The sequence below is a fragment of the Mucilaginibacter sp. P1_A3 genome (assembly GCF_056406855.1).
Genome location: NZ_JBFTZJ010000011.1, coordinates 212,402 through 226,678, shown reverse-complemented (window position 1 = coordinate 226,678; position 14,277 = coordinate 212,402). Strand labels below are relative to the sequence as shown.

Below are 14,277 nucleotides of genomic sequence, written 5' to 3'. Positions count from 1 at the left end.
TGCAGGGCGAAAAAGATCCTTCGTTCCTCAGGATGACAAACTTTTCAAATGTCATTTTCCTTTCAGTGTTCCCCGGATAGTAAAACTTGCAATGACGTTTTAAGGGTGTTAGTTGACTAATAATTTAAGCCGTAGGATATCTTCTCCTTAAAAGAGCGTAGAACTTTTCGGCAGTTGCGGCTTTGCTGTCCCAATTGTTTTTGGCAACATAATTTGTTTTCAAAAAGCGTTCGGCTTCTTCAAAAGTGTTAAAACGGTTCACTATTTCAATGGCTTCGCTGTAGGCCAGGCTGTAGCCGTTAAACAGATCTTTAATATAAAGCAGTTTATCATTCAGGTTAATGGCCGATTTAAGATCATTAACAGGCAATGCGTTTACCTGTGCCGACAAGCCATTTTCCCTTTCGGCTTTTTGGGCCGACATTTTTTGATTGAAGGTAAGTACCTGGTCGCCTTCTGTTTTTGCTGGCTCCGGCTTAGTCACCATTGGTTTAAATAGTTCTGGCTGGGCTATAGGTATTGGTTTCTCAGCTACAGGCGGTTGTACGGCTACAGGTAGTTCAATTATTGCTACTGGTTCGGCTATCTTTTCTTTCTCTTCGGTTACTATTGGTTCATCCAATACCAACTCGTGGTTGAGAATTATGGGTTCACTATTTTCAAAAGTATATGAATCTGCAGTGCTTTCTAATCCGGAATCAATTACCACTGGTGCGGGTTCCTCTTTAATCGGGGCAGGCTCAGCTATTTCGGGTTTAACAGGATTATAAGCTGCTGGAGCCGGAATAACTGCCTCATTGCTCAGTTCGAGTTTAGCTTCAACAACTGGTTTTTGTTGTACTACCGGCTCAAAAAAGCGGCGTTCATATATCGGCTCTTGTTTTTGTAACGGAGTGGTTGCCGGTTTTGGAGTTTCTATAACTGACTCTGGTTTTGCAACAACTTCGGGCGCATCGGCAGGTTGCACTTTGCGCTCGTGAATTTTACGTAATATTTCGGCGTGGTCTTTTAAAAAATGTGCGTTGGCTACAAAAAGCTCCAGTTCAAGTTCATTCAGATCGCTGCTGTCAGCTTTAAGGTAATCATATTGGTCATTAAGCTCTTGTAAAATGCCGCCGATCTTTTTAAATACATCCATTTGCTTCATGGCTTCAATGTTAGGAAAATGCTTACCAAAAATAGGATAAAATTCTGATATTTGGGCCCCACAATAGTTAAGTATGGTATATCACGAGGATGTTTTTAGGCGTAAGAGTGAATTTGGCGGCAGTATTGAACTGGTCTGCGGATCTATGTTTTCGGGCAAGACCGAGGAACTGATCAGGAGGCTTAATCGTGCGCGCATTGCCAAATTAAAGATAGAGATCTTCAGCCCTAAATCTGATACCCGTTATGGCGAGGACGCCATCATTTCACATAACGCCAATAAGTTTTCTTCAACTCCTGTTGATAGTGCTTCGGCTATATTGCTGCTGGCTAATGATGCTCATGTAATTGGTATTGATGAGGCGCAGTTTTTTGATGATCAACTACCCGAGGTTTGCACCATACTGGCCAACAGGGGTGTGCGGGTTATTGTGGCTGGGCTTGATATGGACTTTAAGGGCCGCCCGTTTGGCCCGATGCCGGCAATTATGGCAATTGCCGAATCTGTTACCAAGCTGCACGCCGTATGTGTTCAATGCGGTAATCCGGCTTTATACTCTTATCGCCTGGTGCCTGATGAATCTAGAATATTATTGGGCGAAAAGGAAAGTTACGAACCACGCTGCCGTATTTGCTATAACAGCTAACAATTTAATTTTTCTGTAATATTTCCTTCATAAAGCGTACCTGCTAAAACAAAAGGTGAGCCTTTATTTGTTATGCTTGTGATTGGGTATGATAATCAGTTGTGAATTATAGGTAAATTTTATAATTTTCAATTAATATTTATTATATTCGATCCTAACTATGAGGACTTTATGGCGAAGAAAATTTTAGTGATCGAAGATGATAAAGACATTCGCGACACCATTGTTTATGTTCTGGAAGAAGAAAAATACGAAGTTATAGCTTCTGATAATGCCCGTATACTAAAAAGGCTGGTGGAGATAGATCCCGACCTGATTTTGCTGGATAACTGGCTTACCGATTGGAAGAGTGATGCCAATGGGCAGCAATTGAGTAAAGGCTTAAAAAGCGATCCGGCTACAAGCGGTATCCCGGTGATCATCGTTTCGGCGGTTAATAATATTGAAGAAGTTTCAAAGGCTGGCGAGGCCGATGGCTTTTTAAAGAAACCTTTTGATCTTACCGAACTGTTACATATTGTAAAAAAGCACGTTAAATAACAGGCTTAGCCTGAAATGAAAATGGCCTCCTGGTATTATCTGGAGGCCATTTTTCGTTAAATCTTAATTCCGAAACCAATGTTAAAAGTCCGGCCGTCCGCAGGCAAAATACCGGGACCCGGGTACATATTAATACGGCGGGTAAAATATTGAGCGTTAAACAGGTTATTCACGTTGGCACTGACGTGGTAGTTTTTAAGGAAGCTGTAATTAAAAGCCCAGTCAACCACATGGTAGGCAGGTACAACGCCGGTTGCCCCTGTTGGGTTAAATACGGTGTTATTGGCATCGCTAAAGCTTTTGCTGGTATAGCTCAATTGCAGGGTGCTGCTAAAGTCACCGCTTAAAAATGTTAAACCAGTACGGTTTATCCATTCGGGTACATTCTCCAGGTGATTGTTCGCCAGGCTTATATTTTTACCCGATGCGTTAATGGATCCGCTGGTGTAGCGGCCATGGGTGTATGCCAATGAGTTAAACAAACGGATATCACTACCGGCATGCTTATTAAATGAACGTAATAATGATACCTCGGTATAGGCCTCAATGCCTTTGGCCACGCCGTTACCAACATTAGTTAAAAATAAATGGTTTACATTTTGCGCGTCGGTTTGGGTTAATGTACCTGCACGGTTGCCGTAGTAAACGTAAAAACCGTTAACATCATAATTAAATATGGTGCCGATATGCCCGCGATAGCCCAGATCGATATCATAACCACGGCTATCCTTAATATTAGGATCAATAATTGTCAGCTGATCGGCAGGGGTAACAGCGGCGTACAGGTAAGGGCGGTAAGCCTGCGAAATGTTGCCATATAGCTGGCTGCCATTGCTAAACTGGTATTGTAGCCCTGTACCAAACAACGGAAAATTCCGGTTGCCTTTATACCCAATAGGGAAGGTGGCATTATTAATAACACCCGATGTGGTGCTTTTGATCACCTCGTATCTCATACCTGGAGTTATCGTAAACTCGGGTGTTACCTGGAAAATATTTTCGGCAAAGGCAGCATAATTGAGTGAGTGCAATCTCAGGTCGATACCATAAGGTTTAACCAAAGTCAGATCGAAATCGGATGCGATGGTACCTGTCCCTTTTTGCTTGCGCTTTGTAGTTTCCTCAAAAAACCTTACCCCGGTGGTAAATGTACTGTTCAGGTTGCCAAGTTTGTAGGTATGCAGTAAGCGGGTCTCGGTAGTAAAGCCGGCATAGTAATCCCTGTCAACCTGGCGCGGATTAAAGGTTTTTAAGCTGGCATTAACCGTATCCTTAATGTTGGGTGTGTTGATGAACTGTACGCTGTTACGTTGCCCAAACAATACATGCGATGTAACCTCCAGTTTTGTATTACTGCTAAACGCGTAGTTAAATAACAGGGCGGGAATATTAATCTCCGGGTTAAAGAAATTCCTGGCCCGGAACGACTGCCGGTTGTCAGCTTCAAACTGCGCGTCTGTTAAGCCTCCCGCAATCTGCTGCACATAATCCGACCGGGAAAACTGCAGGGCTATACTGCCTTTGCTGCTAAACTGGTATTTGAGATTGGCATAATAGGCGTGATAATTAAAGGCAGCGTTTGGTCGCCAGCCATCGCCTCTGCGGGTGGAGTAAAAGGCGTAATAGCTCACCTTGCCTACCTTGCCCCCAATAGCATTATACGAATTGAAGAAGTTGTTTGAGCCCGCGGTTTGTTCGCTTTCGATACCGAAAACCTTAGTGCTGTCGCCTTCTTTTATTTTGTAGTTGACCATGCCGCCAAACTGCGGCCCAAATTGCAAAGCAGCCGAGCCACGCACAAACTGGATTTCGCTGATGGCCTGGAACGGTACATTGTAATGATTTTCGGGATAGCCAAGCGCGTCCGAATTGGTATTATACCCATTTTGGCGCATATTCATTTCAATTGACCGGTGTGGATCGGTACCGCGTGTGCCAATATTTAGCTGCAGACCGGCTCCATCCATTTCCCAGGAGTTAACACCCGGAACTTTGGCAAAGACCATCCGTGCAGTATTGTTGGCCAGATTTACCTTCCCCGCATCAGGGTATATTAAATGTGTGTTTTTACCGGCGAAAATATAGGTACCAACGATGTTGGGCAGATATTTAGAGCGACTTTCTTTAATAATTACACTATCGAGGTGTAAGGTATCTTTGACGCTCTTTTGTGCCAGCGCAGAACCAGACGCTGTAATGAACAGAACCGAAAAAAGTATTTTATAAAAATTAGTCATGAATCGTTTTATTTTGATAGATATGGCCGATAATTAGCTGTAAGGCAATAAATAGCCATGCATTGCTACGGCCATCTGTTGCTGTAGGGAGTAAAAAATGATAAGAGCTGCTTAGGCAATGTTTTCTGGCGGGCGGCCATCTATCAGAATCAGAGGTTGATTGATATCAATAAAAATAAAAGTGTTTAGTTTTTTGATTGCCGATACCCTTGATGTAAATGTGTATGCTGTTATAGGATAGTTGTATTTATTATCCACTCCCGTTTTTTTTCCGGATGACTCATGCGCCTTTTTGCTTATCGGGATATCGTTGAGTTGTTTGGCATATATCACATTGTCGGTTAGCAATTTGGTGGTTTCGTAATTTGGAATGCACTGTACAAATACTGTATCGCGGGTTACCTTAAGTTTTACATAGTTATAGGCAATGCCGGCAAACTGTACCTGGCCAGATACACATACAAATGATTTCCAATCGTGTATTTGGGGCATGTGTTGAGGAATCTTTATTTCGATAAGGTTGGTAGTATCGTATTTTCCCTTGCTAATTTGTTCGGCTGCAAATTTATCAGATTGATAGACCAGGTATTGGCTCAACACCATATATCCGCCTATATTGAAAAGGTGGGCTATAAGCAATATGGTGGCGAAGAACTTTTTCAAGAATGATTCTAAATAAGCACAATGCTAAGTATAATTTTTCTTGGTTTACTATTTTATTTAAAAATAGTGGGAGGGTGACGAGGGGTGACTGTACCGGCTGTAATTAATTAGGCAAGTTTGTGGGGCGATTTGCGAAGTTTTACGCCACGTACTTCCTTTGTCTTTACTTTTCTTTACGCACATCTTAAAGCTTGCTTCTTAAAATTGGATTCTATACATTTGTAAATGTCTGATTTTCAAACTATAACTTCCTGAACAAATACCAGGGAGATTTTATTTTGAGTATTCGGGTACTTAAATAAAAAATTCAGACTACTTTTATAGAACCAATTTTATAAACAGGTAATATATGATAATCAAAAACTTTTACTTTTTGCTGGTCGGCTTGCTGCTGATCAGTTTTACTGCATGCAAAAAAACATCTCCTTCTAAGGGCGGTTCCGGGAACGTTCCCGGAGATACGGTAGTGACTGGTGGAAAGGAATTACCGGCCGGCGCGGTAGATGGAGTTACCTATATAAACTCAGGTAAATCAGTCATTTTAAACTTATATGCTCCGTCAAAAACATCAGTAAGTGTTATAGGCGATTTTAATAGCTGGATAGCTGATGCTAAATACGCGATGAACCACACCCCAGATGGCAAGCGCTGGTGGATACAGATAGATAACCTGGATGCGAATACAGAATATGCTTACCAGTATTTAATTGATGGCAGCCTTAAAGTGGCCGACCCATATACCGAAAAGGTGCTTGATCCGGACAATGATAAAAATATAACGGCCGATACATATCCGGGTTTAAAGGCTTACCCAACCGGCAAAACAACCGGTAATGTAAGTGTTTTGCAGGCCAATCAACCTGCCTACAGTTGGAAAAACGCCACCTTCGCTCGGCCCGAGAAAAAGAAACTGGTTATTTATGAACTCCTTGTGCGCGATTTTACCGATAATCACAATTATCAAACCCTGAAAGATACGCTTAACTATTTGGCTAATCTTGGTGTAAATGCCATTGAGCTAATGCCCATTAATGAGTTTGAGGGTAACCAGTCATGGGGATATAACCCTTCATTTTACTTTGCGCCCGATAAATATTACGGTACTAAAAATGCTTTAAAAGCATTTATTGATGAGTGCCATTCGCGCGGTATTGCGGTTATCCAGGATATGGTTCTTAACCATTCGTTCGGGCAATCGCCAATGGTGCAAATGTATTTTAACACAGCCGCGGGCAAACCTGCTGCCAATAATCCTTGGTATAATGTTGATCCTACACACCCTTATAATGTAGGGTACCAGTTTAACCATGAGAGTGCAGCTACCAAATATTTTGTAAAAAATGTATTGAAATTCTGGATGCAGGAATATAAAATTGATGGTTTTAGGTTTGATCTTTCCAAGGGCTTTACACAAGTTAACTATGGTACCGGCGACGCAGCCGTTGGGCCGTGGGGGCAATATGATGCCAGTCGGGTTGCTATCTGGAAAGAGTATAACAACTATATTAAAAGCATCGATAATAATAACTTCTATGTAATACTGGAGCACTTTGCCGCCAACCAGGAAGAGAAAGAACTGGCCGGAGAAGGTATGATGTTGTGGAATAATTTAAATTATAATGCCAATGAGGCTACCATGGGCTGGCTAACTAATTCAAATTTCCAGGGACTGTTTTATGATCAGCATACATTTACCCTGCCATACCAGTTGGTAGGCTATTTTGAAAGTCATGACGAGGAACGCCTGATGTTTAAGAACGAGACTTATGGAAACGTATCCGGCAGTTACAGTACAAAAGATATACCCACAGGCTTAAAACGCGAGGAGATGGCTGCCGCGTTCCTGCTATCGGTACCGGGTCCTAAAATGATATGGCAGTTTGGCGAGCTGGGTTATGATAAATCCATTGATCTTTTTGGGCGCACCAATAATAAACCTATACTGTGGAATTACAATGCTGATCCGCAGCGCAGGCATTTATACAGCATATATTCGCAATTGATAAACCTGCATAAAAAGAACGCGGTGTTTGCTACTACAAATTATGTTTACAACCTTTCAGGAGGAATTAAAACAATCCAGTTGAAGGATGCCAGCGCCAATGTTGAAGTGGTAGGTAATTTTGATGTGGCATCGCAAACGGCCAATATCACCTTCCCAACTACTGGTACTTATACCGATGTCTTAACCGGCGCCAGCATAAATGTGGTTTCATTAACCTATTCCATAACACTTGCACCGGGCGAATACCATGTTTACGGCAGTACTGCTTTGACTCGTTAGCAGCGGGGCTAACATGCTAATAATAAAGGCTCCGGGCGTATTGCGGAGCCTTTATTATTATTTAAATTTCAATTAAAAACTTAATTGCCTTATTTATAATAGATTGTTGATTAATTAACTGTACATTTGCTTAATTAAATAAAAATATAATGCAAGGAACAGTAAAATTTTTCAATGAAAGCAAAGGTTTCGGATTTATTACACCTACAAATGGTGGTGCCGAAGTTTTTGTACATGCCTCAGGCCTTATCGATACTATCCGTGAAAACGACAGTGTTACCTACGATGTAGAACAAGGTAAAAAAGGCTTAAACGCGGTAAATGTAAAAGTAGGTTAAGACTTAACTATTATATAAAGAATCGTACAAGCATCTGCTCCACAATGGGCAGATGCTTTTTTTTGTGGGTAAATTTTATTTAACCCGTTATTATTTCCACGCGTTGTTTGTTCGCTTCTACTATGACTTTTTTTGAAAAGCTTTTGTCATCCTGAACGATAGTGAAGGATCTATTCGCAGACTTTACAGGGCGAAGAAGCATAGCGCATAATAGATCCTTCACTATCGTTCAGGATGACAAACACTTCAAAACATTATTTCCCTCTTTATCTCCTCTGGGATTTTATTCCTTGCAATGAAATCCCAGAGCACAAAAAAAACGCGGATGATTTTCACCATTCGCGTTTCAAATATGTGTTCGGATGCATCTGCATCCCGCTAATCTCTTAGTTCAAGTATGATTGTAAAAGATTTGATTTTGAGTTGTGGCGTAAACGCATCAACGCTTTATCTTTTAACTGACGTACACGCTCGCGGGTAAGGTTAAATTTCTCACCAATTTCTTCTAAAGAATGGGCAGCATAACCACCTAAGCCAAAAAACAGGATGATAACCTCGCGGTCACGTTCGGCAAGGATACCTAATGAACGTTTGATCTCTTGTGATAATGAATCCATCATCAGTTCGGTATCAGTTGCGGCATCGGTGCTTTGCAAAACATCAAGCAAAGTATTTTCTTCACCTTGTATAAATGGAGCATCCATTGATACTTGTCTGCCAGCGTTGCTTAATGAATCGGCAATTTTATCAACAGATATTTCCAAATCATCCGCCAGTTCTTCTGGTGTTGGTTGTCTTTCAAATTCTTGCTCTAATTTAGATGCCGCTTTGTGAATTTTACTTAATGAACCAATCTGGTTCAAAGGTAAACGTACAATACGTGATTGCTCGGCAACGGCAGATAGGATAGATTGACGGATCCACCATACAGCGTACGAAATAAATTTAAAGCCTTTGGTTTCATCAAAACGTTTTGCAGCCTTAATCAAACCTAAGTTTCCTTCGTTTATAAGGTCACCTAAGGTAAGGCCCTGGTTTTGGTATTGCTTTGCAACCGAAACCACGAAACGCAGGTTGGTTTTTGTTAACCGTTCTAATGCAGCTTGATCACCCTCACGAATCTTCTGCGCCAGGATCACTTCTTCCTGTGCGGTTATTAAATCTACTTTACCTATCTCGTGAAGATATTTTTCAAGTGATTGAGATTCACGATTGGTAATGGATTGGGATATTTTGAGTTGTCTCATTTTTTTGAATAGATTTTTTTCAGCTAATTATTAGTCCGATAAGATTTTACACGGTTGGTTTAACCTGCAGTATAAATATATGATGAATTAAACGGTGCTCCTATGAATTTTTCTAAACCCGGAATATTTATAAAACGTGGGTTGGCTTTTGACATTATAGCATTAGGATGCGCGGTATTTACAATATTGAAATATAGTGCAGTGACCGGTAAAAGTTTAATCAAATGTGATATCTCTTAAATGGATGCACAAAGATACGCATTAAATTGCTATTATTGTGTCAAAAATACAAGTATTTGAATGCTAAAAATGAGGCATATATAAGGATTTATTGTAACTATTTTGTGCCATTTTCTTCCGGACCTTTTTCATCCTTGTCTTTTTTGTCTTTATCGTCTTTTTTATCCCTGTTTTTGTTCCACTTTATTTTTATTTTCCCGTCTTCGCCATCAGCGGCCAGTATATGAAGCACAATACCTTTCATACGTTTTTTATTGCGTTGGGTTACATCAATAATAGCGGTATCGCCTTTAGGATTACGTAAAGGAATATCCATAGCAATGTTGGTGCCCTTTGATAAGGAATAAACGCCGGCAACATCCATATTTATAGCGCTTGAATTGATTTGCATAGGGTCAATATTGATCTTATCTCCATCAATATTAAACTTCATATCCAAATTAGCAAACCTGATATTTTTAAGATCCCTAAAAGGGAAAGCAAATTTACCTACACTTGTAATAGGTGTAAAGTTAAGCAGCGCCCCTTTTTTTAGGTTAACGGTAACCAATCCTTTCAATGATCGTGGAACTAAATTACCCTGGCTATTTATACCACCGGTTAAATGAGCCTGCGCGGATAATAAACCGCTAAGGTTTTTTGATGTGAAATTTTGCATACCAAAATTATTAAACGAGTAAAAGAAGTTGCTGGTATTCACATCATCAATTTTAGTGTTGATAGTGAAGTTATTAGTGGCTCCGTTTTGCACAAAGCTGCCATTTAGTTTTAATGAACCACCTGCGTTTTTAACACTTACATTATTTATTTTGATGACATTATCAGCCATTAAAAAATTTGCAGTGGCATCTGTAGCTAAAAAGTTTTTATAATATACTTTATCAACCCTGAGGTGTATTTCGGCCTTGCCTTTTTCAAAAGCAGTGCTCAGTGCACTATTGATATTGGTTTTTTTACCAGACGATTTAATCTCCCCGATAGACTGGCGACTGTTTAAAAATCCCAAAAACTCTGCCAGGTGCAATTGCGGACTGCGCACCTGCCAGTTAAGCACTATTTTTTCCGGAGCTGTATAATACAAGTTAAGAAAATTGTTTACCCGGCCTTCCATAAACACAATGCTGTTGCCCGATTGCATGCGAATATTGTTCAGCAATAAATTATTGCCCGAAAATTTGATGGTGATAGCCGTGTTTTTAAAATTCAGGTTACGCGGCACATAACTTACATTGGCGTTTTTAATGTTGATAGTGCCGGCAAGTTTAGGCTTGGTGATTCTATAATTAACCAGGTCGGCTTTATAGGCCAGCTTCAAATCGGCATAACCTTTGGTGAATTTAAGATCATCATCGCCAACGGCCCGGTTAAGCTTCGCGATATCAAAATGCGATTTAAAGATGCCGCTCGCAATGGGCGTATTTAAATTGTTGATGAAGGCTGTATCAATAGTAAAGGGAATCTTTTGGTAGGTGCCATTAAAGTGATAAAGTTTTATCACCGAGTTTTCATCACTCAAGCCCTTTCCGTTGATGTAATTATTGGAGAATACACCGTTGAAACTACAGTTTTCAATCTTAACGCCGGGTATGGTCACCACATTATCTTTTACTTTGGCAGTAACAAAAATGGACGGATCGCCGCCTCCGCCAAAAGCGCCTGCAATATCACAGGCAACGGCGATAGGATTGTTAATATTAAACATGCTGAGGCTTTTTGTAATGTTGGGAGCCAATAGCTGGGCTGCGCGTGTCCATAAAATTTCGTCATTCTTAATATTAAGTACAAATTCCACATTGGGTTTGGCCACATTAAATTTACCTCCAATGGTAAAATCATCGTCGCCAATGTTCAATACATTAGGTGCTACAGTTATCAGCTTTGCTGGTTCATTGTAAGTTATGTCAAATATGCCATCCAGCAGTTTGTTTTTCATAAAGCTGCCCCTTTTGGTATTGAAAGAAAAGTTTTTAACCAATGTTTGCAGTTTGATATAGGCATGCCAGCCGGTTGCAGGGTATTGCATCTGCCCGTTTACATCATTTACCTGAAACTTAAATAGCTTAAAGGCTTTACGGTCATCAACCACAAAATTAACGTTGCTAAGGTTAAAGCGTTTTGTCTGGGTTGAAGATCCGTTTTTATCTGTCGGAGCGTTTTTTTCTTTAGGTTTACCCTTAAAAACGGCTGTATTGCTGTAACCAGTGCTATCGGTAAACAAATCGATATTCGCCTCACTAATGGATACCTTGTTTATCTCCACGCTGCCTTTTAACAGCGCCGCTGCATTTACAGAAACATCAAAGTTTTTGGCATCCAATAAAGTATGATGATGTGCGGGCCATCGCTGATCTTTAATAACCACATCTTTTAAACTAACAGAAATTCCCGGAAATCCTTTAAAAAATGTAGGATCAAGCTGGCCGATAGTGAGTGTACCATCCAGGTTTTTATTTAATTCGGTGGTGATCATTTTGAGCACCTTTTCCTTGTTGAAAATAATATACATAGAAATGCCGGCAAAGGCAATTATTATAATCCCTATTACAGCCCCCAATATTTTCAACAATGTTTTTATCCACTTCGGCATTACAACTATTTTATTATAAAAGATTTAATAAGTTTAATTGTTTGATTTATACAGATATAAACACATTGGTTATAAAATGCTAAGCCGAGGCGTATTTATTTGCAGTCGTTATTATGTTGTTAGGAGAGCTATAATTATAATATTACAATTATTAAAAAATAGGTTGCTGTATAGCTGAATCTGCATCCGGGAGACGCAAATATGCGTCTCTACAGAGAATTAGGAATAACCTGTTGTTATAATAAATCATTTTTAAACGGCTTTGCTTTTTACCATTTGTTAAGTGGGTTTGCTTTTATCATGTTGAATTTTGTGCCAACAAAAATTAAAGAATATGAAAAGTGAAACACTTGCCGGTAAAAGGGTAGTATTATTAGGGGCCAGCACAGGCCTGGGATTGGCCACCGCCAAAGCGGCTGCCGCCGAAGGGGCTAAAGTGGTTATTGTATCCAGCAATCAGCAACGTATTGATAAAGCGCTTGAGGAACTTCCAGAAGGGAGCGAAGGGTATGCCGTTGATCTGGGTAAAGAAGAAAACATTAAGGCTTTTTTTGAAAAAATAGGCAGTTTTGATCACCTCGTGTATACTGCCGGGGAAAATTTAAGTCTGAAAAACATTAGTGATACAGTTGTTGAAGAAGCAATAGGCTTTTTTAACCTGCGCTTTTGGAGTGCCTTTACCGCGGTAAAATACGGCGCACCTCATATTAACCCAGGTGGTTCTATATCGCTTACCAGTGGTACGGCCAGTGAAAGGCCTGGCGCGGGCTGGTCTGTTGCCTCTGCCATTTGCGGGGCTATGGACGGTTTTGTAAGGGCTATGGCCGTTGAGCTGGCGCCAATTCGTGTTAACTGTGTTGTGCCGGGTGTTATTAAAACAAACCTGTGGGATGCTATGACCGAAGAGCAACGCAACGGCATGTACAATTATCTGGAAGGTAGTTTGCTGCTTAAGCGGGTAGGCGAGGCAGAGGATGTTGCTTTAGGCTTTTTATACCTTATGAAACAGCAATATGGTACAGGCCGCAGCTTAATTATTGATGGTGGTACGGTGTTGGTATAACCGTGTTAAATAATGAAAAGGACGGGAGATAAAGGTTAGCTTCTTTTATCTCCTGTCCTTTTTTTAATTCCGGGAAAATATTTCTTAAAAATTCCGGGTGTTTTATTTACTGGTTTCCTTACGAATAATTGGAGCCACCTTGGTGCTGCCAATAATTCCTGTACCCGTTTGTGGGCGTTTACAGCTTTGCCGGCAGTTCCATCAGGGTGTACTTCGCCAAATGTGCTTATTCCTAATTCCATAAGTAAAATTAAGAAGTTTAAACATGTAATTTAGATAAGGGAAGGGAAATTGACAGGAAGGTGATAAGAACTGATTAAATACAATTGTTATCTTGCAGGTAGAATTATACAAATGAAAAATATATTTGACGCATTTATTAAGGAAAAAGGATTTGTTGTTCTTGATGGTGCAATGGCTACCGAGTTAGAGGCAAGAGGGGCTAATCTTAATCATACATTATGGTCGGCCAAATTATTAAAGGAAAATCCTGAATTAATTAAGCAGGTACATTACGATTATTTGCTTGCCGGCGCTGATGTTATTACAACAGCGAGTTACCAGGCCAGTTTTGAAGGATTTGCAAAAAATGGATACACCCAACAGGAAGCTGTTGAACTGATGCAGTTAAGTGTGCAATTGGCTTTCCAGGCACGCGAAGATGCGATGAAAGTTATATCCCGAAAAGAAAAGCCGTTGATAGCAGCGTCTGTTGGGCCTTATGGGGCATCTTTAGCCGATGGTTCAGAGTATCGTGGTAATTATGGCGTAAGTATTGAAGACCTTAAGTTATTTCATCGCAGCAGAATTAAATTGCTGATTGAAACCGGTACAGATTTGCTGGCTTGCGAAACAATACCTTGTTTGGATGAAGCTATCGCGTTAAAAGAGTTGTTATTGGAGTTTCCGGATGTGCAGGCCTGGATTACTTTTAGCTGTAAAAACGATACTCAAATTAGCAGTGGTGAAGAATTTTCTGATGCTGTAAAATTAATCAGTCAATCAAATCAGTTCATAGCTGTTGGGGTTAATTGTACCGCACCGCAGCACATAACATCGCTTGTAAAAATAGCGGCAATAAATACCGGTAAGCTTATACTGGTTTACCCTAATAAAGGGGAAATTTGGGATGCGGTTAATAAATGCTGGTTGTCTTCGCCTGCAAGCCACTCACATTTTCTTGATGATGCAAAAGACTGGTTTACAGCAGGTGCAAAAATTATAGGGGGCTGTTGCAGAACAACTCCGGAGGATATAAAGCAATTACAACTGTTGGTGGATTAAA

The 14,277-nt window shown here is 40.4% G+C and carries 12 protein-coding genes; 6 read left to right on the top strand and 6 right to left on the bottom strand.

Going from position 1 to position 14,277, the window contains the following annotated elements:
• Positions 1 to 124: 124 nt before the first annotated feature.
• On the bottom strand, positions 125 to 1,147 hold the full coding sequence (locus AC1D0K_RS23670) for a hypothetical protein (RefSeq protein WP_477396227.1): 1,023 nt from the start codon (positions 1,145 to 1,147) through the stop codon (positions 125 to 127).
• A gap of 73 nt (positions 1,148 to 1,220) precedes the next feature.
• On the opposite strand from AC1D0K_RS23670, the gene AC1D0K_RS23665 reads away from it, so the two are divergent.
• The gene (locus AC1D0K_RS23665) at positions 1,221 to 1,793 is read left to right on the top strand and encodes a thymidine kinase (RefSeq protein ID WP_477396225.1); all 573 of its coding nucleotides are present in this window, start codon (positions 1,221 to 1,223) and stop codon (positions 1,791 to 1,793) included.
• A gap of 171 nt (positions 1,794 to 1,964) precedes the next feature.
• Complete coding sequence (locus AC1D0K_RS23660) at positions 1,965 to 2,333, top strand: response regulator (RefSeq protein ID WP_295721614.1); 369 nt, start codon at positions 1,965 to 1,967, stop codon at positions 2,331 to 2,333.
• Between the two features lie 56 nt (positions 2,334 to 2,389).
• On the opposite strand, the gene AC1D0K_RS23655 is transcribed toward AC1D0K_RS23660, so the two are convergent.
• A complete protein-coding gene (locus AC1D0K_RS23655; protein WP_477396223.1) occupies positions 2,390 to 4,570 on the bottom strand; it encodes a TonB-dependent receptor family protein in 2,181 nt (726 codons plus the stop codon).
• 111 nt (positions 4,571 to 4,681) lie between these two features.
• Positions 4,682 to 5,233, bottom strand: a complete 552-nt coding sequence (locus AC1D0K_RS23650) for a hypothetical protein (RefSeq protein WP_477396221.1) — start codon at positions 5,231 to 5,233, stop codon at positions 4,682 to 4,684.
• Positions 5,234 to 5,582: 349 nt separating this feature from the next.
• On the opposite strand from AC1D0K_RS23650, the gene AC1D0K_RS23645 reads away from it, so the two are divergent.
• Together AC1D0K_RS23645 and AC1D0K_RS23640 are read left to right on the top strand one after the other, a co-directional pair.
• Positions 5,583 to 7,517 (top strand): alpha-amylase family glycosyl hydrolase, encoded by a 1,935-nt coding sequence (locus tag AC1D0K_RS23645; protein ID WP_477396218.1) that lies wholly within the window; start codon positions 5,583 to 5,585, stop codon positions 7,515 to 7,517.
• A gap of 146 nt (positions 7,518 to 7,663) precedes the next feature.
• The gene (locus tag AC1D0K_RS23640) at positions 7,664 to 7,855 is read left to right on the top strand and encodes a cold-shock protein (RefSeq protein ID WP_091145844.1); all 192 of its coding nucleotides are present in this window, start codon (positions 7,664 to 7,666) and stop codon (positions 7,853 to 7,855) included.
• A 386-nt stretch (positions 7,856 to 8,241) separates the two neighbouring features.
• Here AC1D0K_RS23640 and AC1D0K_RS23635 read toward each other — a convergent pair whose 3' ends face one another.
• Together AC1D0K_RS23635 and AC1D0K_RS23630 are read right to left on the bottom strand one after the other, a co-directional pair.
• The gene (locus tag AC1D0K_RS23635) at positions 8,242 to 9,102 is read right to left on the bottom strand and encodes a sigma-70 family RNA polymerase sigma factor (protein ID WP_295721622.1); all 861 of its coding nucleotides are present in this window, start codon (positions 9,100 to 9,102) and stop codon (positions 8,242 to 8,244) included.
• Positions 9,103 to 9,439: 337 nt separating this feature from the next.
• Positions 9,440 to 11,929, bottom strand: a complete 2,490-nt coding sequence (locus tag AC1D0K_RS23630; RefSeq protein WP_477442825.1) for an AsmA family protein — start codon at positions 11,927 to 11,929, stop codon at positions 9,440 to 9,442.
• A 334-nt stretch (positions 11,930 to 12,263) separates the two neighbouring features.
• Here AC1D0K_RS23630 and AC1D0K_RS23625 point away from each other — a divergent pair, with 334 nt between their 5' ends.
• Entirely contained in the window at positions 12,264 to 12,992 is a 729-nt protein-coding gene (locus AC1D0K_RS23625; protein WP_477398553.1) for an SDR family oxidoreductase, read from the top strand.
• Positions 12,993 to 13,027: 35 nt separating this feature from the next.
• On the opposite strand, the gene AC1D0K_RS23620 is transcribed toward AC1D0K_RS23625, so the two are convergent.
• Entirely contained in the window at positions 13,028 to 13,234 is a 207-nt protein-coding gene (locus AC1D0K_RS23620) for a hypothetical protein (protein ID WP_477398551.1), read from the bottom strand.
• Between the two features lie 112 nt (positions 13,235 to 13,346).
• On the opposite strand from AC1D0K_RS23620, the gene mmuM reads away from it, so the two are divergent.
• Positions 13,347 to 14,276 carry a homocysteine S-methyltransferase gene (gene mmuM / locus AC1D0K_RS23615; RefSeq protein WP_477398549.1) on the top strand — a complete coding sequence of 310 codons (930 nt, stop codon included), beginning with the start codon at positions 13,347 to 13,349 and terminating at the stop codon, positions 14,274 to 14,276.
• Position 14,277 lies beyond the last annotated feature (1 nt).